Source organism: Brevibacterium sp. HMSC24B04, from assembly GCF_001806835.1.
In the GTDB taxonomy this organism is placed as follows: Bacteria; Actinomycetota; Actinomycetes; order Actinomycetales; family Brevibacteriaceae; genus Brevibacterium; species Brevibacterium ravenspurgense.
The window spans coordinates 1-23,981 of the sequence record NZ_KV786069.1 but is presented as its reverse complement, the minus strand read 5'-3'; the positions used below and the strand labels follow the sequence as shown (position 1 = coordinate 23,981).

Annotated in this window: 22 protein-coding genes and 1 rRNA gene; 14 read left to right on the top strand and 9 right to left on the bottom strand. The window is 64.1% G+C overall.

Annotation, left to right across the window (positions count from 1 at the left end; all coding sequences use genetic code 11):
- The first annotated feature begins 12 nt into the window (after nt 1-12).
- The 5 genes from HMPREF3092_RS01470 to HMPREF3092_RS01450 all read left to right on the top strand — a co-directional run bounded on the left by HMPREF3092_RS01470 (nt 13) and on the right by HMPREF3092_RS01450 (nt 4,696).
- On the top strand, nt 13-1,257 hold the full coding sequence (locus tag HMPREF3092_RS01470; protein ID WP_019175939.1) for an acetyl-CoA C-acetyltransferase: 1,245 nt from the start codon (nt 13-15) through the stop codon (nt 1,255-1,257).
- A 168-nt stretch (nt 1,258-1,425) separates the two neighbouring features.
- A complete protein-coding gene (locus HMPREF3092_RS01465; protein ID WP_026022851.1) occupies nt 1,426-2,217 on the top strand; it encodes an electron transfer flavoprotein subunit beta/FixA family protein in 792 nt (263 codons plus the stop codon).
- 33 nt (nt 2,218-2,250) lie between these two features.
- Entirely contained in the window at nt 2,251-3,201 is a 951-nt protein-coding gene (locus tag HMPREF3092_RS01460; RefSeq protein ID WP_070423593.1) for an electron transfer flavoprotein subunit alpha/FixB family protein, read from the top strand.
- Between the two features lie 97 nt (nt 3,202-3,298).
- Complete coding sequence (locus HMPREF3092_RS01455; protein WP_070423592.1) at nt 3,299-4,396, top strand: YihY/virulence factor BrkB family protein; 1,098 nt, start codon at nt 3,299-3,301, stop codon at nt 4,394-4,396.
- A 63-nt stretch (nt 4,397-4,459) separates the two neighbouring features.
- The gene (locus tag HMPREF3092_RS01450; protein WP_061941477.1) at nt 4,460-4,696 is read left to right on the top strand and encodes a YtxH domain-containing protein; all 237 of its coding nucleotides are present in this window, start codon (nt 4,460-4,462) and stop codon (nt 4,694-4,696) included.
- Nucleotides 4,697-4,800: 104 nt separating this feature from the next.
- On the opposite strand, the gene HMPREF3092_RS01445 is transcribed toward HMPREF3092_RS01450, so the two are convergent.
- The 3 genes from HMPREF3092_RS01445 to HMPREF3092_RS01435 all read right to left on the bottom strand — a co-directional run bounded on the left by HMPREF3092_RS01445 (nt 4,801) and on the right by HMPREF3092_RS01435 (nt 7,390).
- Complete coding sequence (locus HMPREF3092_RS01445) at nt 4,801-5,337, bottom strand: hypothetical protein (RefSeq protein WP_141737926.1); 537 nt, start codon at nt 5,335-5,337, stop codon at nt 4,801-4,803.
- A gap of 17 nt (nt 5,338-5,354) precedes the next feature.
- A complete protein-coding gene (cls, locus tag HMPREF3092_RS01440) occupies nt 5,355-6,836 on the bottom strand; it encodes a cardiolipin synthase (RefSeq protein ID WP_070423590.1) in 1,482 nt (493 codons plus the stop codon).
- A gap of 95 nt (nt 6,837-6,931) precedes the next feature.
- Nucleotides 6,932-7,390 carry a MaoC family dehydratase gene (locus tag HMPREF3092_RS01435; RefSeq protein WP_070423589.1) on the bottom strand — a complete coding sequence of 153 codons (459 nt, stop codon included), beginning with the start codon at nt 7,388-7,390 and terminating at the stop codon, nt 6,932-6,934.
- Nucleotides 7,391-7,506: 116 nt separating this feature from the next.
- Here HMPREF3092_RS01435 and HMPREF3092_RS01430 point away from each other — a divergent pair, with 116 nt between their 5' ends.
- Entirely contained in the window at nt 7,507-8,214 is a 708-nt protein-coding gene (locus HMPREF3092_RS01430) for an NUDIX hydrolase (protein WP_070423588.1), read from the top strand.
- 47 nt (nt 8,215-8,261) lie between these two features.
- Here HMPREF3092_RS01430 and HMPREF3092_RS01425 read toward each other — a convergent pair whose 3' ends face one another.
- Genes HMPREF3092_RS01425 through HMPREF3092_RS01415 form a run of 3 tightly spaced genes read right to left on the bottom strand, consistent with a single transcriptional unit; the run spans nt 8,262 to nt 11,612 of the window.
- Nucleotides 8,262-9,008, bottom strand: coding sequence for a sulfite exporter TauE/SafE family protein (locus HMPREF3092_RS01425; protein ID WP_070423587.1), 747 nt, complete (start codon nt 9,006-9,008; stop codon nt 8,262-8,264).
- Nucleotides 9,008-10,228: an alpha-hydroxy acid oxidase gene (locus tag HMPREF3092_RS01420; RefSeq protein WP_070423586.1), complete on the bottom strand. Its 1,221-nt coding sequence runs from the start codon at nt 10,226-10,228 to the stop codon at nt 9,008-9,010. Before HMPREF3092_RS01420 ends, HMPREF3092_RS01425 begins: the two co-directional genes overlap by 1 nt.
- Before the next feature lie 52 nt (nt 10,229-10,280).
- Nucleotides 10,281-11,612 carry an MFS transporter gene (locus HMPREF3092_RS01415; protein WP_070423585.1) on the bottom strand — a complete coding sequence of 444 codons (1,332 nt, stop codon included), beginning with the start codon at nt 11,610-11,612 and terminating at the stop codon, nt 10,281-10,283.
- 84 nt (nt 11,613-11,696) lie between these two features.
- Here HMPREF3092_RS01415 and HMPREF3092_RS01410 point away from each other — a divergent pair, with 84 nt between their 5' ends.
- From HMPREF3092_RS01410 to HMPREF3092_RS01375, 8 genes are all read left to right on the top strand, one after another.
- Nucleotides 11,697-12,266, top strand: a complete 570-nt coding sequence (locus HMPREF3092_RS01410; RefSeq protein WP_070423584.1) for a dienelactone hydrolase family protein — start codon at nt 11,697-11,699, stop codon at nt 12,264-12,266.
- Nucleotides 12,267-12,400: 134 nt separating this feature from the next.
- On the top strand, nt 12,401-13,429 hold the full coding sequence (locus tag HMPREF3092_RS01405; RefSeq protein ID WP_019175952.1) for a 3-oxoacyl-ACP synthase III: 1,029 nt from the start codon (nt 12,401-12,403) through the stop codon (nt 13,427-13,429).
- A gap of 33 nt (nt 13,430-13,462) precedes the next feature.
- Nucleotides 13,463-16,192: an alpha/beta fold hydrolase gene (locus HMPREF3092_RS01400; RefSeq protein WP_070423583.1), complete on the top strand. Its 2,730-nt coding sequence runs from the start codon at nt 13,463-13,465 to the stop codon at nt 16,190-16,192.
- A complete protein-coding gene (locus HMPREF3092_RS01395) occupies nt 16,192-17,166 on the top strand; it encodes an NAD-dependent epimerase/dehydratase family protein (RefSeq protein ID WP_176745676.1) in 975 nt (324 codons plus the stop codon). Before HMPREF3092_RS01400 ends, HMPREF3092_RS01395 begins: the two co-directional genes overlap by 1 nt.
- Before the next feature lie 301 nt (nt 17,167-17,467).
- Nucleotides 17,468-18,205, top strand: a complete 738-nt coding sequence (locus tag HMPREF3092_RS01390; protein ID WP_061941460.1) for a hypothetical protein — start codon at nt 17,468-17,470, stop codon at nt 18,203-18,205.
- A gap of 167 nt (nt 18,206-18,372) precedes the next feature.
- Nucleotides 18,373-18,912, top strand: coding sequence for a peptidoglycan-binding protein (locus tag HMPREF3092_RS01385; RefSeq protein ID WP_070423581.1), 540 nt, complete (start codon nt 18,373-18,375; stop codon nt 18,910-18,912).
- Nucleotides 18,913-18,946: 34 nt separating this feature from the next.
- On the top strand, nt 18,947-19,306 hold the full coding sequence (locus tag HMPREF3092_RS01380; protein WP_308313783.1) for an ArsR/SmtB family transcription factor: 360 nt from the start codon (nt 18,947-18,949) through the stop codon (nt 19,304-19,306).
- A gap of 111 nt (nt 19,307-19,417) precedes the next feature.
- On the top strand, nt 19,418-21,373 hold the full coding sequence (locus HMPREF3092_RS01375) for an acetate--CoA ligase (RefSeq protein WP_070423580.1): 1,956 nt from the start codon (nt 19,418-19,420) through the stop codon (nt 21,371-21,373).
- Between the two features lie 95 nt (nt 21,374-21,468).
- Here the strand turns inward: HMPREF3092_RS01375 and HMPREF3092_RS01370 are convergent, their stop codons facing one another.
- From HMPREF3092_RS01370 to rrf, 3 genes are all read right to left on the bottom strand, one after another.
- Nucleotides 21,469-22,746, bottom strand: a complete 1,278-nt coding sequence (locus HMPREF3092_RS01370) for a pyridoxal phosphate-dependent aminotransferase (protein WP_141737925.1) — start codon at nt 22,744-22,746, stop codon at nt 21,469-21,471.
- Nucleotides 22,747-22,763: 17 nt separating this feature from the next.
- Nucleotides 22,764-23,480, bottom strand: coding sequence for an SIR2 family NAD-dependent protein deacylase (locus HMPREF3092_RS01365; protein ID WP_070423579.1), 717 nt, complete (start codon nt 23,478-23,480; stop codon nt 22,764-22,766).
- A gap of 247 nt (nt 23,481-23,727) precedes the next feature.
- Nucleotides 23,728-23,841, bottom strand: a 5S ribosomal RNA gene (gene rrf / locus HMPREF3092_RS01360).
- Nucleotides 23,842-23,981 lie beyond the last annotated feature (140 nt).

Sequence of the window (23,981 nt, the reverse complement as noted above, 5' to 3'; positions counted from 1 at the left end):
CAAGGGGATACATTGACCGACATCGTGATCTGCTCACCCGTCCGCTCCGCGGTCGGTGCTTTCGGCGGGCAGTTCAGGGACGTGCCCGTCGAAGACCTCGCCTCTGAGGTCATCGCGGGACTCATGAAGACTTCCGGTCTGCCCGGTGACGCCGTCGACGACGTCATCCTCGGCCATTGCTATCCCACGACGGAAGCCCCCGCGCTCGGCCGCGTGGCAGCACTCAACGCGGGACTGCCGCTGAACGCCGGCGGTTCGCAGGTTGACCGCCGCTGCGGCTCCGGGCTCTACTCGGTTCTCCTGGCGGCCGGCGAAATCGCCACGGGAGCAGCCACGGTCGTCATCGCCGGCGGCGCTGAATCCATGAGCCGCGCACCGTTCTACACGGAAGAGATCCGCTTCGGCGTGAAGACCCCCGGAATCAACCTCAAGGACGGACTCACGCGCGGCCGCACCACCGCCGGCGGCAAAAACCACCCCGTTCCCGGCGGCATGATCGAAACCGCCGAAAACCTCCGCGCCGACTACGGCATCGGCCGGGAAGAACAGGACGCCCTGGCCGTCGAATCCCACCGCCGGGCGGCAGCCGCCGTTGAGGGCGGGCGCTTTGCCGACGAAATCGTGCCGATCACAATTCCAGCGGACCGCAAGACCCCCGAACATCAGGTGACGGCCGACGAACACATCCGGCCCGGCACCTCGGCAGAAAAACTCGGAAAACTGCGTCCCATCATGGGCAGGCAGGACCCGAACGCGACCGTGACCGCCGGCAACGCGTCCGGCCAGAACGACGGTGCGGCAGCGTGCATCGTCACCACCCTGGACAGGGCACACGAACTCGGCCTGACCCCCATGGTGCGCCTGGTGTCGTGGGCACAGGCCGGGGTTGATCCCACCCGGATGGGCATCGGCCCCGTCCCCGCAACAGCCTCGGCCCTCGCCCGGGCCGACCTCAGACTTGCCGATATCGACCTCATAGAACTCAACGAGGCCTTCGCCGCCCAGGCACTCGCGGTCACCCGCGAGTGGGGCTTCGGAGAGTTCCCCGCAGACGGCGAAATACCCGAATCCAGCGACTTCTCACGCATGAACGTCAACGGATCCGGGATTTCGCTCGGCCACCCGGTCGGTGCGACAGGAGGGCGGATTCTAGCAACCCTGGCGCACGAAATGCACCGTCGCGACGCCAGGTACGGGCTCGAAACCATGTGCATCGGCGGCGGACAGGGACTGGCCGCTGTGTTTGAGCGGATCTGAGGCGGCAGCCGGGGACCATGTGGAACACGCCACAGGATCTCGGCGCAGCCAAACCAGAGAAAACGGTAAGAAAAACCTTGTTTTTTGATTGATACGATCGAAGAACAGCACCTTCGAACAACCGAAGATCGCGGGAAACCGCGAATCCTCAGGAAGGATGACAACCCCATGCGGATTGTTACTTTTGTGAAGTACGTTCCGGACGCCGCCGGCGATCCCGAATTCCTCGATGACAACACCGTCGACCGCGAAAGCGACGGCCTGCTGTCGGAGCTCGACGAATACCCCGTCGAACTCGCACTGACCCTCGCCGAAGAAGCAGACGATGCCGAAGTCATCGCCCTGACCGTCGGTCCGGACGACGCTGTCGACGCTGTCCGCAAGGCCCTCCAGATGGGTGCAGACTCCGGTGTTCACATTGTCGACGACGCCATCGCAGGCTCGGACGCTCTGGCCACCGCGAAGGTTCTCGCCGCCGCAGTCAAGAAGGTCGAAGAAGAAGAGGGTCCGGTCGACCTGATCCTCACCGGCTTCGCATCGACCGACGGCAACACCTCGGTTGTTCCGACCCAGGTTGCCGAACTGCTCGGCTTGCCCGCCGCCACGGTCGTTTCGGCCGCTGAGCTCGACGGCCAGACCATCAAGGCCCGCCGTGACGGCGACTCCTCATCGCGCACCATCGAAGTGCAGCTGCCGGCTCTGGTTTCGGTCACCGACCAGACCAACGACCCGCGCTACCCGTCCTTCAAGGGCATCATGGCCGCCAAGAAGAAGCCGCTGGAAGAGTACGATCTCTCCGAACTCGGCCTCGACGAAGGCGAAGTCGGCGCTGCCGGCTCCTACACCGAAGTTGTTGAGATCGCTGCCGCTCCGCCGCGCCAGGCCGGCGAAATCGTCACCGACGAAGGCGAAGGCGGAAACCAGCTCGTCGAGTGGCTCGCCTCGAAGAAGCTCGTCTGATCCCTGCCCATACCGAATCTCTAAGGAAGATTTATGTCTGAAGTACTCGTACTCGTTGACCACGTGGGCGGAACCGTTCAGAAGTCCACGTTCGAACTCCTCACCGCAGCAGCTCAGCTGGGCGAGCCCGTCGCCGTTTTCGTCGGCTCGGACGCTGACGCCCAGACCGCTGCCGCTGACCTCGGCAAGTACGGCGCAGCGAAGGTCCTCGTCGCATCTGACGCTTCGCTGACCGAATACCTCATCGCCCCGCAGGGTGAGCTCGTCGCTTCGCTCGTCGAGTCGCGTCAGCCGGCTGCCGTTCTCGCTTCGGCTTCGACCGACAACACGGAAGTCCTGGCCCGTTCGGCTGCGAAGACCGGCTCCGGTGTCATGGCCTACGCTTCGGACCTCGACGCTGAAGGCCAGGCCACCCAGTCGGTGTTCGCCGGTGCCTACACCGTCAAGGGCAAGGTCACCAAGGGTGTGCCGCACATCCTGGTCAAGCCCAACTCGGTCGAAGCTGCTGAAGCTGCCGGCGCGGGCGAGGTCGAAGCTGTTGACTTCGCCGCCTCGGACGCTGCCAAGACCGCCAAGATCACCGCTGTCGAAGAAAAGGCAGCCTCCGGCCGTCCCAGCCTGACCGAAGCAGCAGCTGTTGTTTCGGGTGGCCGCGGCACCGGTGGTGACTTCGGTCCGGTCGAACAGTTCGCTGACGCCATCGGCGCGGCCGTCGGTGCTTCGCGCGCTGCTGTTGACGCCGGCTGGTACCCGCACTCCTCACAGGTGGGTCAGACCGGTAAGGTCGTCTCCCCGCAGCTGTACGTGGCAGCCGGCATTTCCGGTGCTATTCAGCACCGCGCAGGTATGCAGACCTCGAAGAACATCGTCGCCATCAACAAGGACGACGAAGCTCCCATCTTCGAACTGTCGGACTACGGCGTTGTCGGTGACCTCTTCACCGTTCTGCCGCAGGCTACGGAAGCAGTGAACGCACGCAAGTGATGTGACTGATCCTCGCCGACGGGCGCCTCGTCTTCTCTGACGAGGCGCCCGTCGCCGTTTCTGCCCCCGCGCCGGGGGCGCGGGTAGAGTGGGGCGTGTGTCTGACCGCAGTGATCTGTTTCCCCACCGACAAAAGGCGAAGCTGACCCGCACCTCGTGGGCCTACGCCTGGGCGCGCACGATCCAGCGCTTCAGTGACGACCGGCGGATGGATTCGGCGGCGACACTCAGCTACTACTTTCTTCTGTCTGTCATCCCGGCCCTCGGCGCCGGGATTTCCATGCTGACGGTGTTCGGCCAGGGGCCTGAGACGGTCGAGGCGATCCTCAATGTGTTCGAGCAGGCCACCGGCTGGTCACGCCTGCAGAGTCTGTACGATCCGCTCATGTCGATGGCACGGTCGTCGGCGAACCTTCCTGTTTTCATCGGCGGCATCATTCTGTCCCTGTGGTCGGCTGGCCGCTATGTGCGCACTTTCGGGCTCATGGTCAACGAGGTGTTCGAGGTGGCCGAGGGCCGCACCTGGTGGGTGCTGCGGTTCCAGTCGTTCCTGGTGACCCTGCTGCTGATTCCGCTCATCATCGCGATTTTCGGTCTGCTGACGGGCCGGACGGACTGGCTGGAGTTCTTCAACCCGCCCGATTCTGCGCTTCTTGCGTGGAAGGTCGCCCGGTTCCCGCTGATCGTCCTGTTCATGTTCTTCACGATCGCGGTGCTCGGCGCGTGGACGTCCAATGTGAAGCGGCCGCAGCGCAATCCGCTCACGGTCGGCGCCGGTGTGGCTCTTGTCGCGTGGCTTCTGCTGACCGCGGGTGTATATTTCTTCGTCATCACGGTCGGCTTCGCATCGGCCTACGGCGCTCTGTCGATTCCGTTTGTTCTGCTCACGTGGCTGTGGCTGACGAACCTCGCACTTGTCTTCGGCATCCAGTTCGACTGCGAAATGCTGCGAGCCCGCCGCCTGCAGTCGGGCATCCCCGCCGAATCTGACATCCTCCTGCCGCCGAAGGCCACCGGCAGGATCATCGGGGTGGAGCGGCGTGAGTTCATGCTGTCCTACCTGGGCGCACAGCTGCGCCGCTCTGAAGGCCGGACCGTGGGCAAAGTCGAATACGCGTCGTTCCTGGCTGATCCGACGCTGCGCAGACTCAAAAAGCTGCGTCTGCGCTTCGGCTCTGGGCGAAGCCGAGATTAACCCCGGCGGCGGCCGGTTTCTGCCGTAGACTGAAAGCGATCACCCACAACAACAGGAGTGAAAATGAAGAAGCGCTACGTACTTCTGGCCGGCCTGGCTGTCGGATTCGTCCTCGGTTCCCGCAGCGGACGCCAGACATACGACAAACTCAAGTCCGAAGCCGAAAAGGTGTGGAACAGCCCCGACGTTCAGGCGGGAGTTCAGCAGGTCACGGAAACGGTTCGCGAACAGGGCCCGGAAGTTGCCGAAAAGGTTCAGGAAACCGTACGCGAAGGCGTTGAGAAGGTCCGCAACAGCTGACTTTCTCCCCCAGCGGGCGCGGAGCGCGGCCATCGGCCGCCTCCGGCCCGCTTTTCTGTGCCCGCACGCAGCCGAGCAGTTCAGCCCAGGCGAGCGGCGCCTCGTCAGTCTTCGAGGTGTTCGGCGGCCTGCACCACCGTGTTCACCGAGCCGAGAGTCGAAATGAGGGCGGGATCGAGGTTTTCGCCGGTGCCCGGATCAGCGGCATCGACCATGGCGATCACCAGCTGTGCCCCCACCCCGGACTTCGCCAGGGCCAGCGCGTCGTCGGTCATTCCGCCGCGGATTTTGAACTGGCCCAGACCCACCGCTGTGCGGGTCTGCGCTTCGGCCAGAAAGGCGTCGCGGTCGACCTCGCCGGATTCGATCTGCTGCTTGAGCAGGACAGGTTCGCGCAGCCACACATCGGGATCGAGCACACCCACGGCGGGAAGCTCATTGAGCAGGTCGAGGATCTGCGCGTCAGAACCCCCGGCGTCGTACCACTCTTCGAGCTTGCGCAGGGCATCCAGCCCGGGACCGTTTTCAAAAGGACCCCCGTGCACCGACGGGTCGAAGAAGTCATCGGGAGCTGCCTCGGCAAAGCGCGGGTGGCTGCCGGAACGGGTGGGAACGGGATTGCTGCCGGTGAAGAGCTCCATACTCGGACGATAGCGGTTTACAGCAGCGAAGAGGTCAACCGGCACACGTTTTCCATGTACTTAACACCCAGGGGACGCTGACGCCACACCTCAAGTTCAAGTTCTTCCGACGTCGATGCGTATTCGGCCCGTTCGAGTTCGTACATCCGCGACGCGAAGTCTTCCGACACGATGAGCACTGAGAGCTCCATGTTCATGGTGAAGGAGCGCTCGTCCATGTTCGATGATCCGATGACGGTGATGTCGTCATCAACGATGATGAACTTCGAGTGCAGAACCGTCGGCGCGGGATAGCGGAAAATCCGCACACCGGCCTCAATGAGTTCGTCGTAATAGGATTCCTGCGCTTTCTGCGCAATGTAGTGGTTGGACTGTTCAGACACGTAGATCCGCACGTCCACCCCGGAATGCCCAATCGAGACGAGTGCCTGTTTGAGGGACTCGTCCGGCACAAAGTACGGCGAACAGATGACCAGCTGTTCGGCTGCGTTGTAGATGAGGTGGTTGAACAGCTTGAGGTTGTTCTCCAGTTCAAAGCCCGGGCCGCTGGGCACAACCTGGGCGGCAAGCCCGCCGGATTCCGGCGCGTGCAGTTCGAGTGTGAGCTCTTCGGACAGGATGACACCGGTTTCGGCGTACCAGTCGGTTCCGAACACTGCGTCGAGTTCCCGCACCACGGGGCCGCGGCAGGCAATGAACTGGTCTTTCCACTGATAACCGCGCCGCAGATTCGAGCGCTTGTTGTAGGAAGGATCGATGATGTTGAGCGATCCCGTGAAGCCGAGCGTGCCATCGACAACCAGCAGTTTGCGGTGGTTGCGCAGGTCGGGCCGCTGGTATTCACCTCGCCACGGGCGGATGGGCAGGCTGCGGTGCCAGTCGATTCCGGCTTCATCGAGCATCTTCACAAGCTTCGAATAGCCGGGGAAGCCGAGCGAGCCGATGTGGTCGATGAGCACCCGCACCGTCACACCGCGTTCGTGGGCGCGAAGAAGAGCGTCGAACAGCGGTGCGGAGGTTTGGTCGTAGGCGACGATGTAGAACTCGAAGTGGACGTAGTCTTCGGCTTCATCAACCGCCTGGGCCATCTGCTTTATCGCCTCACGGGTTTCCGGCATGAGGTCGATTTCGTTGCCGTACACCAGCGGCAGTGCGCCCAGCGAAGAGTTGAGCCGGGCGGCTGTCAGGTGCGCTCGGCGCAGGCCCTCTTCCGTTCCGATGACCGCTTGATTGTCGGTGGTCTCCCGGATGAGGTCGGACACTGTCTGCTGTCGACGGCGTCTGCGCTTGGGCAGTTGGGCCCGCCCCAGCATCAGGTAGACGGCAATGCCGACGTACGGGATCAGGTAGATGGCCAGCAGCCACCCGAGCGCTGAGGACGGTTTGCGCCTGTACGGCACCCAGCCGAGCACCGCCAGGCGGATGATGAGGTCGGGAATGAGGACCAGCAGAACGCGCCACAGGGGCCACGACGAGTCGATCGAGAACAGCCAGTCCATAGGGCCCGAGTATCACTTCCTGTGTGCGGTGCGTCGTGTAGACACAGCTGGTGCCGGCGTGGCCGCCGGCAGCGGCTGCACCAAGCCGAAGCGGGTCAGTCCTCCGGGATCATGATGGTGACGGCCTCGGCGATGCAGGCGGGGCGCTCTTCACCTTCGATTTCGATCGTGTGGGTCATGACCACCTGGATGCCGGAGCTTTTGACGTTCACTTCGGTCAGTTCCACGGTATCGCGCAGGCGCGCGCCGACGCGGACCGGGCTGGGGAACCGCACTTTGTTGCACCCGTAGTTGATTTTCGCCTTCATGCCGGTGACGCTGACAGCTTCGGAGGACAGCAGCGGAATGAGTGACAGCGTCAGGAAGCCGTGGGCGATCGGCGCGCCGAAAGGGCCTGCCGCGGCGCGGTCGACGTCAACGTGGATCCACTGGTGGTCGCCGGTTGCATCGGCGAAGGCGTTGATGCGCTGTTGGTCGACTGTGATCCAGCCGCTTGATCCGAGAACCTTGCCGACGTTGCCCTGAAGGCCTTTCAGGCCGTGGATTTCGAGCACCGCTCCTCCTTCTTGTCTGTGCGTCACCCCTGTGTGGCGCACGTTCCCATCCTAGGACCGCGGGCGGCTGAGCGCACCGGCGAATTATGATCAAGTTTCAGCGACAAGGAGGTCTTATGGCTGGCACACCCGTGACTGGGACCGGTGGTCCCGTGCCGATTCGGCCCGCTGTGAGCGTGCTTGCGCTGCGCGGCCGCACTGCCGGTGGGGTTGAGGTGTTTGTTCAGCACCGCCGCACCAGTATGGACTTCGCTGCCGGGGTTGTCGCCTATCCGGGTGGCAGGGTTGATCCGATTGACTTTTCGCGAGGCGCCGCCGACTTCCGCTGCCCTGTTGCCGGGGAGCACGCGCGCCTGTGGGGTGACGCGGTGGATTTGAGTTTCGGTCCCGGTTCGGCGGGCCACCAGCCCGGGCAGGATGCGGCTGTGCCGGCGGCGGTTCTGCTGGCGGCCGCACTGCGAGAGCTCGAAGAGGAAACGGGTGCTGTGGCAGCGCCCGAGGCGTGTGTGCCGTGGGACGTGTGGACCACTCCCCCGGGTTATCCGCGTCGTTTTGACACGTTCTTCTATGCGCTCGACGCATCTGATCTGCACTTGGTGAACACAACGACGGAAGCCTCTGTTGGCCGGTGGGCCTACACGGGGGATCTTCTGGAGCAGTTCTACGCCGGTGACATCCGCCTGTGGCGGCCCACGTATTCGCTGCTGTGCTCAGTTCACGAACTTGGTGATCCATCTGAAATCAGCGCGGGGCGGGACATTGTGCCGGACCGGCCGGCCAGCAGCACAGCAGATGATGAACACCACCGGAAGTACGGACTGTAGTTTCGCGCGGCTCTGCGCCACGGCCGTCTGTGCGGCGAGGCTGTCGACTACAGCAGCACGACGCCGCGGACCACGGTGGCGAGCGCACCGAGGGTCACGAGCACAACCGCCACTCGGCGCATTCCCGCGGCTGACACTCGTCGGGCTGCCGCACTGCCCACGGTGATGCCCGCGATGACGGCAACGATGAGTGCGACGAAAAACCACCAGGGCGGGAGGCTGCCGACAACGCCGACTCCCGCGATGAGCTTCGTGGTGACCGACAGGATGGCCAGCACCATGAAGGTTGGCTGCATGGTCGCGGCGAAGCTGCGCTGGGGCCAGCGGGACACCCGGGCGTAGATGACCATCGCGGGGGCGGAAACACCCGCCGTCGTGTTGAGGAAGCTGGCCGTGATGCCGGTGGCCGCGGTCAGTGCGCTCGATGACACCTGGGGCAAGCGCGGTGCGCTGAAGGTCGTCATGAGAGCAATGAGCACGATGCCGCCGATGAAGATCGTGAGAATCGCCGGGTTGGCGTCGCGGACCAGCAGCGCGGCCGGCCACGCTCCGAGCACGGCGAAACCGACAAGGAACCCGAAGCGCTTCCAGTCGACTTCGCTGAGAACCGCCAGGCCGATCAGCAGTCCGGAGATGATCGTCGCCGTATTCGTGACGAAGACTCCCAGCTGCGGGCCGGCCAGCAAGGTGAAGACAGGGGCAGCGACCAGGCCGACGCCGATTCCGGAGATCCGCTGAAGAGCGGCTCCGCAGAAAACGGCGATGAGGCCGATGACGATCGCTGCCGTTGTCATCAGCCGCGGGTGATCCTGCTGACCATGTCGGGGTTGAGGTCGCGCAGTGACTGTGCGCCCATGAGCTGCATCGACACGATGATCTCCTGGCGCAGCAGGTCGAGCACCTTGTTGACACCCGCCTCGCCGGCTGCCATGAGGCCGTACAGGTAGGCCCTGCCGATGAGCGTGAAGTCAGCGCCGAGCGCCAGGGCGGTCACAATGTCCGAACCGCGCATGACACCGGAGTCCAGGATGATGTCGACATCGTCACCGGCGGCTTCGCGCACCCGCGGGAGCGCATCCAGGCTGATGGGCGCCTTGTCCAGCTGCCGTCCGCCGTGGTTGGACACGACGAGGCCGTCAGCGCCGGCGTCGAGCGAACGACGCGCGTCGTCTTCTGTCAGGACACCCTTGACGAACAGCTTGCCCGGCCACTGTTCGCGGATCCAGCGCAGGTCGTCCATCGACAGCGTGGGGTCGAACATCGAGTTGATGAGGCTGGGCAGGTCGCTGGTCTTGTCCGACAGGGTGGCAAAGGACAGCGGGTCGGACGTGAGGAAGTTGAACCACCATTCCGGACGGTAGGACGCGTCGAAAACCGTGCCGGCTGTGAGCTTCGGCGGGACGGTCATGCCGTTGCGGACATCGCGCAGACGCTGCCCGGCAACCGTTGTGTCGACGGTGACGAGCAGCGTGTCGAAGCCGTTTGCGGCCGCGCGCTTCAGCAGATCCTGGGACACTGCGCGGTCAGCAAACAGATACAGCTGGAACCACTTGGCCGCTGCCGGCGCTGCCGCGGCGACGTCTTCGATTGAGCGCGTGCCCATGGTCGACAGGGTGAACGGAACGCCGAAGCGCTCCGCGGCCCGCACACCGGCGACTTCGCCCTCGGTGTGCATCATGCGGGTAAAACCGGTCGGCGCAATTCCGACGGGCAGGTCGAAAGTGCGTCCTGCAACCTCCGCGCTGAGGTCGACATCGGCTGAGCCGGCCAGGATTGCCGGCGTCAGTTCGATGTCATCGAAAGCTTTGCGGTTGCCGTCGTAGGTCAGTTCAGCCTGCGCGGCTCCGTCAACGTAGTCGAAAGCGGCCGTGGGTGTGCGCCGCTTGGCGATCTTCCGCAGATCGTAGATGTCGCCCACGCGGGACAAGCGGGCCCGACGTCGATTGAATTCAACGTCGAACTGCAGGAGCGGAGCAAGGTCAGACCACCGGGGAATACGTCGCGTAACAGCCATAGTCGAATAGTACCCACGGCCCAACCGGCGCTTCGGGTGTGCTCCGGCGAACTCAGACCAGGGTCGAGTTTTCGTTGTCGCCCATCCGCCCGGACAGCAGGATTGCGACAGCCGAGATCAGTCCGCACAGCATGAGGTAGCCGACTGCCAGCCACAGACCGCCGCCGGCGGTACTGATGAGCATGGCCACGATCATCGGCGAAAAGCCCGCAATCAACGCCCCGTTGAGTTCGCGCACAAAGGACATGCCGGACAGGCGCACGTGCGCGGGGAACAGGTTGGCAAGCAGGGCTCCCTGCCCGCCCGAGGTCCCGGTGATGATGAGTCCGTAGCCCAGGGCGATCGCCAGAGCGGACGGACCGAATTCGCCGGTCTTGAGCAGCAGGAAGATGGGCCAGCTGAGGACGACCATCATGAGGCTGGCCGCCGCCATGACCTTCGATGCGCCGATCCTGTCGGCAAGCATCCCGCCGAACGGGGTGGTCACCACTGCGACCGCTGAGCCGATGACAACCGCCAGCAGCGCCTGGGGCCGGTCAAGGCCGCCTTCAATGCTGAGCATGAAGCCGAGCGAGAACGTGGCGAGCGTGTACTGCATGGCGTTGTGGCCGACGATCGACAGGAAGCCCACCACAATCTGCTTGGGAAAGTTCTTCAGAACGTACTTCAGCGGCATCGTGGTGTCGCGCTTCTTCTGTTCTGCCAGTTCCTGCGCGGCTACGTATTCCGGTGTTTCCTCCAGGCGGCGGCGAATGTAGAACGCCACGAGGAACAGGACGGCGGAAACAAGGAAGGGCACGCGCCAGCCCCAGCCGAACAGCTGCTCTTCGCTCAGTCCGCTGACGATGAAGAACGCGGCAGTCGCCAGGGAAATGCCGGCCGGCGGGGCGGCAAGCACAATGCCGGTGAAGAGTCCACGCCGGCGCACCGGCACGTATTCGGCCACGAGCGTTACGGCACCGGACAGTTCGGCACCGGCGCCGAAGCCCTGCACAAAGCGCAGGAGGATCAGCAGGATCGGGGCGAGCATCCCAACCTGCGCGGCGGTGGGCAGCAGGCCCATGCCGACAGTCGCGCCGGCCATGAGCACGATCGTGAGGATCATGGCGGTCTTGCGGCCGCGCGTATCGCCCAAATGTCCGATGACGATTCCGCCCAGGGGTCGGGCGAGGAAGCCGACGCCAAAGGTTGCCAGGGCGGCGAAGGTTTCTGCGCTGCTGGCATCGGACGGGAAGAACAGCGGACCGATGATCATGCCGGCGACCGCGCCGTAGAGCGCGTAGTCGTACCACTCGATGATGGTGCCGAGGACGGATGCTGTCACTGCCCTGCGGGCTCCGGGAGTCATCTTCTCCGGGGCCGAGGTGGAAATCGTCTGGGTCATGATCCTCTGTTCGTGTGTGCTGGGCTGGGCGGCTGGCGCCCTGCCGGCGTGATTATGTCACAGCTCACGTTTAGACTCGGCACCATGGCACAGATCGTTCTCTTCCACTCAGCACTCGGCCTGAACGACGGCATGCACCGCATTGCCGGTGTGTTCTCCGAAGCCGGCCACACGGTGCACATGCCGGACTTCTACGACGGCAATGTCTTCGACAACGTTCCCGACGGCATCGCCTACCGCGACGAGATCGGTTTTCCGGCACTCGCCCAGCGGGCCTCCGGCGCGATTGACGGACTGGGGCTTGAAGGCCCCGTCTACTTCGGCGGATTCTCCCTTGGGGCTGCCATGGCGCAGTCCTTCGGCAAGCGCCACCCGCAGGCCGCCGGCGCATTTCTGTGCCACGCCGGCGGCGTACCGAAGCCCACGTCGTGGAACGGCGACTGCTGGCTGCAGATGCACTACACGGAAGGCGACGAATGGGTTGATGCCCAGCAGGCTGAGACGCTCATCGAGTCCGCCCGGGCCGCCGGTGCGCAGGCTTCCGCGCACGTCTACCCCGGCAGCGCGCACCTTTTCGGCGACCCAACCGCACCGGAATACAGTCCGGAACTGGCACAGAAGATGTGGAACACCATCCTGGCGGCCATCCGCTGACGCCCACTGTCGGATAGCGGACCCTGAATACACGCTCAGCAGCCACCCATTAGGATTGTTAGGGCACTATTCATTCATCCAACGGAGCCGCGCGCACTTATCGTCCGGTTCTGGGAACCAGGGACTGGACGCTGTTGAACGGAAACACGACACTTCGGCACGAGAACACATCGCTTCTGAGTGTCTCGGAAGTGACTGCACCCATCGAAGTGACGTCTGCTTTCTACGACGAACAGCTGAAGTCCACACTTGACCGCTTAGGGCTGCCCGAAGGTCTCCTGCAGCGGGTCGCGGGTGTCAATTCGCGTCGCAACTGGGCAGAGGACTCCGGCGGGTTCGTCGAAGGCGGCGTTGCGGCCGGCAAGAAGGCCCTCGCTGAAGCCGGCATCGAAGCCCAGCAGATCGGGCTGATGATCAACGCGTCGGTCACGCGTGCCAACCTCGAACCGTCTGTGGCGGTGTCCATTCACGACGGCATCGGACTTCCGTCGTCGGCCATGAACTTCGACATCGCCAATGCGTGCCTTGGCTTCGTCAACGCCATGGCAGTCGCCGCAACCATGATCGAATCCGGCGCCATCGAATACGCGCTCGTCGTGGCCTCCGAAGATGCCTCGAAAGTGCAGCGGGCCACCCTCAACCGCCTGCAGCGCGAAGGAATCACCCGCGCCGAATACCTCGAGGAATTCGCCTCCCTGACCCTGGGCTCCGGCGCTTCCGCCGCCGTTCTCGGACGTTCAGACAAGCACCCTGAGGGCCACCGGATCCTCGGCAGTGTGACGCGTGCGGCCACGTGGAATCACAAACTGTGCGTGGGCGACCACGACGGCATGTTCACCGACACCGCGGGCCTGCTGTCCAACGGCATGCAGCTGGTCACCTCGGCGTGGGAAGAAGCCCACGAAAACGGGTGGGACTGGACCGACATGGACCGCTACATCATGCACCAGGTGTCCGATGTCCACGTCAACGCGATCACGAAGGCCGCGAAGATCCCCATGGACCGGGTTCCGAAGACCTACCCCGAGCTGGGCAATGTGGGCCCCGCCTCTCTGCCGATCACACTTGCCCGCGAAGTCGAGTCGCTCAAGTCCGGTGACCGTGTTCTGGCAATGGGCGTGGGCTCAGGCCTCAACACGTCCATGACGGAGATCATCTGGTAAACACCACCGGCACACTAAGAGGAGAGAAGCTCATTGCCGACTGAAAACAGCCCTCTTCCAGCCGCTGCCGCGCAGCTGCCGCCGAATCTTCCCGAATGGGACCCCCGGTGGTCCCGCCTGGTCACGGTCGGCGAGCACACCTTCCACGTTCTCGACACCGCCGATGCACTCAGGGACATCGGTGCAGAACCCGCCGGCACGATCGTCGCCGTACACGGCAATCCCACGTGGTCCTACATGTGGCGCAGGCTCGCACAGGCATCCATCGATCTGGCGCAGGCAGGCGGCACCGCGTGGCGGATCATCGCTCCCGACCACCTGGACATGGGCTATTCAGAGCGCGTCGCGCACCCGGTTCCCACACCGCACGGCACCGGCTATTTCCGTCTGGCCGACCGCATCAATCAGCTTGACGCGCTCATCTCTGAGCTTGTCGACGACAGCCTCCCGCTGGTCACACTCGGCCACGACTGGGGTGGGGTCATTTCGCTGGGTTGGGCAGCCCGCAACACCGACCGCATCAGCGCGGCCATGAGCCTCAACACCGCCGTGCACCAGCCGGAGGACGCATCCATCCCGGCACCTCTGCGGGCGGCGCTGGCAGGCCCCCTGCTGGCCGGTTCGACCGTGTACACCGACGCGTTCATCCGCACCACCCTGCGCTTGTCGAAAGACATCTCGGATCCTCTTCGCCGCGCCTATCGCAGGCCCTACGCGTCAGCGCAGCGCCGCGGCGGTGTGGGCGGCTTCGTCGCAGACATTCCGGTGGACGAAAACCACCCGTCCCACGCCGAACTGCAGCGCGTCGGCGCTGACATCGCCCGCATGACCAATCCCGCGCTTCTCATGTGGGGTCCGAAAGACCCCGTCTTCTTGGAGCGTTATCTGCGCGATCTTCGCGAGCGCCTGCCGCAGGCGGACATCCACCGCTTTGAGAAGACCTCCCACCTGTTCGTCGAAGACGTCCCGTACTGGGAAACCATCTTCCAGTGGCTTGACGCCAACGTGAGCGGACAGACTGAAGCTCCCTCCACCTCGGCAGAAGAAAGCGGTCCGGCCCAAGAAGAGGGCCCCGAACCGGACTTCGTGTTCTCAGCACTCGATGCCAAGCGGCACGAACGCTCAATCGCGAGCGTCGACATGTCAGCCAAACCAGCCCAGGCAGTGTCCTGGGCACAGCTGGCAGGTGTTGTCGACAACATTGCTGCAGGGCTGAAGGCGATGGGTCTGCGCAAGGGCGACCGGGTCAGCCTCCTGATTGAGCCGGGCAATAACCTCACGGCTGCCGCCTACGCGGTCCTCAAGGTGGGCGGGGTTGTCGTCGTCGCCGACGCGGGCCTGGGACCGGCCGGCATGACCCGGGCAGTCAAGGCTGCCGACCCGCAGTGGATCATCGGCGAAACTCCGGGGCTGACCCTGGCACGGGCCGGAGGGTGGCCCGGCCGCCGCATCTCCGTGTTGCCTCTGCCGAAGCTGCGCGCACGGGCGCTGAAGGTCGAAACCTCGATCACGGCGCTGTCGCGGACGGTTGTGCGCGACCGTGACGCGATTGCCGTGCCGGAACTCGATGACGATGCGGCGATTCTCTTCACCTCCGGCTCCACCGGCCCGGCGAAGGGCGTGCGCTACACCCACCGCGGCCTTGGTGAGCTGATGCGCATCCTCGGCGCTGAATTCGATGTGCGCCCCGGCACGGGGCTGGTCGCCGGTTTCGCACCGTTTGCTCTGCTGGGACCGGGTCTGGGCGCGGTGAGCGTCACGCCGAACATGTCGGTGACGAAGCCCGCCACGCTTACGGCTTCCGCTCTGGCCGATGCCATCATCGAGGCCGGCTGCACCATGGTGTTCGCCTCCCCTGCCGCCTACACAAACGTCGTGAAGACCGCCGCGGCGCTGAGTGATAAGCAGCGGGAGGCCTGTGCCGGAATTGAACTGGCACTGTCCGCCGGGGCTCCCGTACCGACTGCGCTCATGGAGCAGATCGCGGAAGTCTTCCCGAACGCGCAGATCAATTCGCCCTACGGCATGACGGAGAGTCTGCTGCTGACCAACATCGACTTCCCCGGCGCCGTCGAGGCCGAGGCGGATGCGGCTGACCCCGAATCCTCAGTTGTCGGCGGGGTCTGTGTGGGAAGGCCGATCGGCCCGGTCGACTTCAAGCTCGCCCCGCTCGATGCCGAGGGCAAACCCAGCGAACACACGATTGCCCTGGAGGACGGCATCGGCGTGCTCAGCGAGTTCGTCGTGTCCGCCGCCCACCTCAAGGACGGCTACGACCGTCTGTGGAAGACCGACGCCGATGCTCGTCGTGATGAGCACGGCGGTGCGAAGGCATGGCACCGCACGGGCGATATCGGCCGTTTTGACGCCAAGGGCCGCCTGTGGCTGGAAGGGCGCGTCCAGCACGTAATCGCCGGTCCCGCCGGCCCCATCGGCCCGGGTGCCGTGGAGTCCATTGCCGAACGCACCGACGGGGTGACCCGCTGCGCGGCAGTCGGCGTGGGCCCGGTGGGCACACAGGCTCTCGTCGTGGTGCTTGAACCGGGTGGTCCGCAGGACCTGCAGCCGGGTCTTGCCCCGCAGCCGATCATCGATGACATCCGCGCGGCAGTTCTTGACCGCATGGGCCTCGATGTTGCGGCGGTTCTCGTCGCGCCCGAATTCCCCACTGATATTCGCCACAATTCCAAAGTCGGCCGCTCTGCGTTGGGCGCGTGGGCATCCCGCGTGCTTTCCGGTGCGCCGGTGGGAAGGAGCGTCTGATGAAGGTTCTCATCACCGGTGCATCCGGTCTTCTGGGCAGTTCCACGGCGCGTGCGCTCATCGCGCAGGGCCACGAGGTCACCACGCTGCAGCGCCGCCCCTCCGGAGTTGAGGGCGCGCGTGACATTCAGGGCTCCGTCACGGACATTGAGACTGTTGACCGTGCAGTTGCGGGACAGGATGCTCTCATCCACATGGCCGCGAAAGTGTCGATGGTTGGGGCTCCCGAAGAATTCGAAAAGGTCAACATCGAAGGCACCGCGAACATTGTGGCCCGCGCCCAGCAGGCCGGCATCGGCCGCATGGTGCACATTTCATCGCCGTCGGTTGCCCACTCGGGTGATTCCCTCGTCGGCGACGGTGCGGGGCCTGCCGATCCCGAGGCCGCCCGCGGCGAGTACGCCCGCACAAAGGCCGCCGGCGAACGCCTGGCCCTTGCCGCATCGCACGATGAGTTCCGGGTGCTCGCCCTGCGCCCCCACCTCATGTGGGGCCCAGGTGAACCGCAGCTGACCGAACGGATCATCGAACGCGCTGCCCAGGGCAGGCTGCCGCTGCTGGGCTCGGGTTTGGCGATGGTCGACACCCTCTACATTGACAACGCGGTCGATGCAATCGTCGCCGCGCTGTCTGCAGTCGAGCACACGCACGGGATGGCTCTCGTGGTGACGAACGGCCAGCCGCGCCCGATTGGCGAACTCATGCGCCGGATTGCCGTTGCCGGAGGTTCGGCCGAACCGACCCTGAGGGTCCCCGTGGGTGCTGCGAAGGTCGCCGGCAAGGTCATTGAGAAGGTGTGGACGGCCGGTGATTTCGACGACGAACCGCCGATCACCGAGTTCCTCGCCGAACAGCTGTCCACTGCGCACTGGTTTGATCAGCGGACCACGCACAGTGTTCTGAACTGGACGCCCGCGGTATCGATTGAAGAGGGCCTGAGCAGGGTCGCCGCCCACTACGGCGGAACCGCGTAGATCCTGTCTGCGCGGAGGGGCTCGGCACTTATGCCGGGCCCCTTTTCCATGCCCGGACACGAGGTGGAGAACGGGACTGCGCGGCACTCGGCACCGCCCTGTCTCACCAACCTCGACACATCCGGGATTTCGGAACTTTGCGCAGGGCAATTTTGGACGCTGAACTACATGAGTGTGTTTTCGCAGGTCACAGATTTACTTACATAGATGTAACGCTTCTGATTTTCCGGCGTGTGAAACTTGACAGATTTTTCGCTACAGTTTCGGGAGCTCGAATCTTCCACTTCCCGAAACGAGGATCATGCGAATCATCTACACCACCGCCACCGCACTCGGCTGTGCAGCGGCAAGCTCCCTCCTCTTTGCAGGACCGGCCAGCGCTCTGAGCGGCAATGTCATTGACCACAACGCCCCGCAAGCCGGCAGCAGCGCCCAGAGCGGCGGCTCGGAAGACAGCGGCGAGTACACCTCGGTCGGCGGCCCGGCCACCCAGCACGTGACCCCGGAAGAAGCCGACAAGGCGCGCAAGGCCCAGCAGAAGAAGGCCCCGAAGCCCGCGCCCAAGCCGGCCGAAAAGAAGGCTCCCGCCAAGAAGGCGGCGAAGCCCGGCCCGCAGCCCAAGGGAATCGACCGCGACCAGGCCGAGAACGCACGCATCATCATCGGCGTCGGCAAAGGCGCAGGCATGAGTGACGACGCGATCATCATCGCGCTCATGACCGCCAAGCAGGAATCAGACCTGTACAACATTAACTACGGCGACAGGGACTCCATCGGCCTGTTCCAGCAGCGCCCCAAGTACGCGTGGGGATCGAAGTCGCAGATCATGGACCGCGTGTACTCCGCAAAAGCCTTCTACGGCGTCAACCCGAAGGTGAAGAACCCCGGGCTCAAGCAGATTTCCGGCTGGCAGAAGATGAGCAAGAACGACGCCGCCCAGGCTGTCCAGCGCTCTGGCTACCCGCACCGCTACGCGCAGTGGGAAGGCCTGGCCACCGCACTGCTGAAGGCCAACAAGGACGCACCGGCAATCAGCTGACACGTGCGCTGGGCACTGGCCGCCGCTTGGGGAAGCAGTTCGGCAACTGGTGCCCAAACGCCTAAAGTGAGGACGTGACACGCAGAAAGACACGACGCAGACGGCCAACTGGCCGCAAGGTTCGGCGCCGCACAGGGGAAGGGCGCCGACACCTCCGCAGCACTGTCATGGGCGTGGCCGCCGGACTGTGCGTCCTCGGGCTCTTCGCCGCGGGCACCGCAATAACGGGGGCCCTCTCAGACCCCGACCAGCGGCAGGCAGCCAAAGAGAAGGTGTCAGAGAAACTGGCCCCCACCTCGGCCTCGGCCTTGGATTCCGGCCAGATGGAAATCGCGCAGACCATCATCGACATCGGGCGCGAACATTCGATACCCGACGCGGGGATCGAGATCGCACTCATGACCGCAATGCAGGAATCGTCATTGCGCAACCTACCCTACGGGGACCGAGACTCGCTCGGGGTTTTCCAGCAGCGCCCCTCCCAGGGCTGGGGAACCGACAGTCAGGTGCTCAGCGTCCACCACGCCACGACCGCGTTCTACGGCGTCAACCCGAAGGTGAAGAACGCCGGACTCACGCAGATCTCCGGCTGGCAGAAGATGAGCAAAAACGACGCCGCCCAGGCGGTGCAGCGCTCCGCCCACCCTGAGGCCTACGCGAAGTGGGAACCGCTGGCCGCCGACATCCTCGCGGCCGCGCCGAAATGAAAACTGCAGGCAGGCCTGGAATACACTGGTGCGCATGGCACGTGACGCATACCCGCACCTGAAGTTCGATGACGACGGCGAACTCCGCATTCCAGACGACCTGACGGACGCTCAGGCCATTGAGCTCACGGCCGATATCTTCAAAGTCCTCGCCACCCCGTCGCGCCTGCGGATCCTGCTTGCGCTGTCCCACTCTCCGCTGACGGTGTCAGAACTCGTGCTGCTGACCAACCTGTCGCAGCCGCTGGTGTCACAGCACCTGCGCACGCTGCGCAATCAGCGCCTGGTCAGCGTCAAGCGCTCCGGCCGCGAAGCCCACTACGAAGTGACCGACCACCACGTCACCCACATCATTCAGGACGCCCTGGCCCACTCGGCCGAACTCTGCGACTGACTGCCCCTCTCCACTGGCCTGCCCAGCCGGAGGCACGGTCCGAAAACCTCAGGAGTATGGTGGTTTACATCACCGCACTCAACGTGAGGCGCACCACACACAGGGGGCATCATGACCACCGCACACAAAGAAAACGCCTACGAAACCGCCGCGCGCCGCGCAGTGGAGGACCGCGAAGCCTTTTGGCTCGAAGCGGCAGAGGGAATCGACTGGGACACCAAGCCCACCCGCGCACTCGACGATTCGCGCGCACCGCTGTACCGCTGGTTCCCCGACGGCGAACTCAACGTCTGCTACAACGCGCTTGACCGCCACGTCGAAGCCGGCCGGGGTGAGGACACCGCACTCATCTACGACTCCCCCGTCACCGACTCCAAGCAGAAGATCAGCTACCGCGAACTGACGGACACCACGGCCCGGCTCGCCAAAGTGCTGCAGGACAAGGGCGTCGAAAAGGGCGACCGCGTCATCATCTACATGCCGATGATCCCGCAGGCGGTTGTCGCAATGCTCGCCTGTGCGCGCATTGGTGCGGTCCACTCGGTTGTCTTCGGCGGGTTCTCCGCCCGCGAACTCGCAGTGCGCATCAACGACCTCAAGCCGAAGGCCATCGTGTCGGCATCCGGCGGCATCGAACCGTCGCGGAAGGTCGAATACAAGCCCATGGTCGATGCCGCTCTTGACGAAGTCGAGCACGTTCCGGCACTCAGCATCGTCTACCAGCGCGACCTGATCCCAGCCGAGGTCAAGGGCGAAAACGCGACCACCGCCTCGGGAGCCCAGTACAGCGAATACTCCTTTGACGAGCTCATGGAGCAGACCCCCACCGGTGCGGCACCCGTGGCCATCAAAGCGACGGACGAACTGTACGTGCTCTACACGTCCGGCACCACGGGCAAGCCGAAGGGCATTGTGCGCGACGCCGGCGGCTACGCAGTGGCGCTGACATGGTCGATGAAGAACCTCTACGACCTGCACCCCGGCCACACGATCTTCTGTGCATCCGATGTCGGCTGGGTGGTCGGCCACTCCTACATCGTCTACGCGCCGCTGCTGTCAGGTGTCACCACCATCGTGTTCGAAGGCAAGCCCGTCGGAGTGCCGGATGCCGGCACGTTCTTCCGGGTGGTCGACGAATACGACGTGCGCCTGTTCTACGGCGCCCCGACAGCCATGCGCGTCATCCGCAAGGAAGACCCCGAAGGCGAACTCATGGCCAAGTACCCCATGCGCCACCTGCGCGCGTGGATCCAAGCCGGAGAGCGCCTCGACCCCGAAACCTACAAGTGGACGACCGAAAAGCTCGCCGAGGCCACTGGCCGGGACATTCCGGTGTTCGACAACTGGTGGCAGACCGAAACCGGGTGGCCGATTGCGGCCAACCCCATCGGCCTGCACGAATACCCCATCAAAGCGGGCTCGCCCGCCATGGCGGTTCCCGGCTACGACGTGCGGGTCGTCGACGCCGCCGGAAACGAAATGGAACCGGGTGAAGAAGGCCTCATCATCGTCAGCCTGCCGCTTCCGCCCGGAACACTCGCAACCGTGTGGGGCGACGACGAACGCTACGTCGATTCGTACCTGTCGTCGATTGAGGGCGCCTACCTGACCGGTGACGGCGGATGTGTCGACGAAGACGGCTACGTCTACGTCATGGGCCGCACCGACGACGTCATCAACGTTGCCGGCCACCGCCTGTCCGCGGGCGCTCTGGAAGCAGCTGTGGCATCCCACCCGGCGGTTGCCGAATGTGCTGTCATCGGCCTGTCCGACCCGGTGAAGGGTCAGATTCCACGAGCCCTGGTGGTGCTCAAGGCAGGGCACGAAGACGTTGATCACGCAGCACTGGAAAAGGAGCTTGTCGCTCAGGTGCGCGTTGAAGTCGGGCCGGTGGCGGCATTGAAGTCGGCGACTGTCGTCGAAGCTCTGCCGAAGACCCGCTCCGGCAAGATCCTGCGCAAGACGATGCGCGAAATCGCCGAGGGCAAGGCGGACGCGGCTGTCCCTTCGACAATTGAGGACGTTGCCGTTCTCGACGCAATCCGCCCCTCACTGCGCCAGGACTGAACGCTGTACCGGTTCTGGTGACCCCCAGAACCGGCACGAAAAAGGACGAGGTGGAGTTCCACCTCGTCCTTTTTCTCACCTGGTCTGGGCTGCGGTCAGGCCCGGTGGCGGGCCTGGAAGCGCTTGATGCGCTCGAGGGCTTCGACGACGGCCTCGTGACCCGCGGCGAGTGAGATGCGCACGGCCTGGTCGCCGTGGACGCTGTCGAAGTCGCTGCCGGGAGACACGGCCACGCCCTCTTCTTCCAGAAGTGCTGCGCACCAGTCGATCGCGTTGGCGAATTCACCGAGCACCGGGGTGATCGTCGCGTACATGTAGAACGCCCCGTCAGCCGGAGCCAGCCCCGTCCAGCCGAGTTCGTCAACGGCATCGAGCACGGCCTGGCGGGCGGCAGCGAAGCCCTCAACGGCCTTCGCACCCTCTTCGTAGGCTGACTCTGAAAACGCTTCGACAGCAGCGAACTGGGACGGCACGGGGGCACACAGGGTGAGGTTGCCAGCGAGTGCCTTGATGGGTTCCACGAGTTCTTCCGGAACGATCATCCAGCCCAGACGCCAGCCCGTCATGCCCCAGTACTTCGAGAACGAGCTGATGACAATCGCCTGGTCAGAGCATTCGACCGCTGTTGTGCCGACGGAATCGCCGAATGTGATGCCGTGGTAGATCTCATCCGAGATCAGGCGCACCCCTTCACGATCGCACCAGTCGGCGAGTTCTGACATGTGCTCGGCATCGATCATGGTGCCGGTCGGGTTGGCCGGTGAAGCCACCATGACGCCGGACAGGGGCGCTTTTTCGTGTTCTTCTTCCAGCATTTCGACAGTTGGCTGGAAGCGGACTTCTTCACCGCAGTCGAGTTCGACCACGTCGATGCCAAGTGCCTTGAGAATGTTTTTGTAGGCGGCGTAGCCGGGGCGGGCAAGTGCAACCCTGTCGCCCACGTCGAAGCAGGTAAGGAACGACAGCTGGAAGGCACCGGAAGAGCCTGCCGTGACAATGAACCGGCTGGGGTCGATGTCGATGTCGTACCAGCGCTTGTAGTGGCCGGCCAGCGCTTCGCGCAGGGGTGCGATGCCCTCGACCGGCGAATACCCCAGGTCGGTGCCGTCGAGGACAGCGTCGGCGGCACGCTTGCGGACGGCACTCGGAGCGCCCTGACCCGGTTCGCCCACACACAGCGAAATGACATCGCGCCCTTCAGCACGCAGCTGGGCCACACGGCCGAGAATGTCCAGAACCCTGAATCGCTGCACTTTGGAGACACGGGCAGAAACAGCTTCGCGGGGCGCGGCGACCGGGGCGCCCTCCCCCAGAGGATCGGCGATGGCCGCCACGTGAGACAGAGCGGATTTAGATGACGACGTTGGCTTCATGCCTCTATAGTGCCAGGTCAGCCGAGAAGTTCATCCAAGACCCGCGGCACCGTCTCCTGCAGGTCACCGCGGACCACCTCTTCTGCGTATGGGTCGAATGGAGTCGGCTCAGCGTTGAGGATCAAACCGCGGGCGCCCGCCTCGATTGCCATGGGAAACATGTGCGCCACGGGAGTGACTGACAGTGAGGTCCCGATGGCGATAATCCAATCACAGTTCTCTGCGGCTTCGAATGCTGCTTCTATGACATCGGCCTTCAGCATTTCTTCGAACAGGATCGTCGTCGCACGGGTGATACCGCCGCAGTGCGGACAGGCGGGGTCGGGTTCGCCGCCTTTGACTCGGCGAATCATGTCCTCCATGGGGCCGGTGGCATCGCAGCCTTCGCATTGCCAGGTGCGCGCGCTTCCGTGGACTTCGAGCACTGTGTCCGGACTGGAGCCAGCCAGGACGTGCAGACCGTCGGTGTTCTGGGTGACGACGGCTTTGACGTCGGCCTGTTCTTCAGCTTGTGCAATGCGGTGGTGAGCTTCTGTTGGCGATGCCGCCCAAATGCCCGATTCAAGGCGCATCTGCCAAGCACGCTCCCGCACTTCAGGACTCTTCAGATACCACGACAAGGTCGACATACACTCTGCAAGAGGATCACGCGTCCACACACCCTGTGGGCCGCGGAAGTCGGGTATGCCGGCAGCTGTGCTCAGGCCGGCTCCGGTTAGAAAGGTGATGCGCATTTCCTGCCCCCTCACTTCACAGCTCCCAGCCTACTGCGGCGAATAAGACGCGGGTGAGGGTCATGTGAGCGTGCAGACAAAAACACCCCAAGCACGCTGGGATACTCGGGGTGCAAAAGGAAGAGGCGCCAGCGGCGCTCATGAAAAAGTCTCTGTAAATGGGTGAAGGCCCTGCAGGTGCCCCGGGGAGCAAATCAATGCTCAACCCTCGGGGGCCACCTGTCAGGGCCTTCACTGTTAAAGGTGATTGCGGCAGTGTCTTACTCTCCCACACATGTGTGCAGTACCATCAGCGCTGTCAGGCTTAGCTTCCGGGTTCGGAATGGGGACCGGGCGTTTCCCTGACGCTTTTACCACCGCAAAATCTTTGGGTGTATTCAGTTTGAAGAACTATTGTGGTCAACCAGTTGTTCACACGTGTATCACCGTGTGGTTGGTTGTTGTGGACGCGAACAAACAGTGATTGTTTGTTGGTGTTTGTTGTGTTACTCGCCTTGGCAC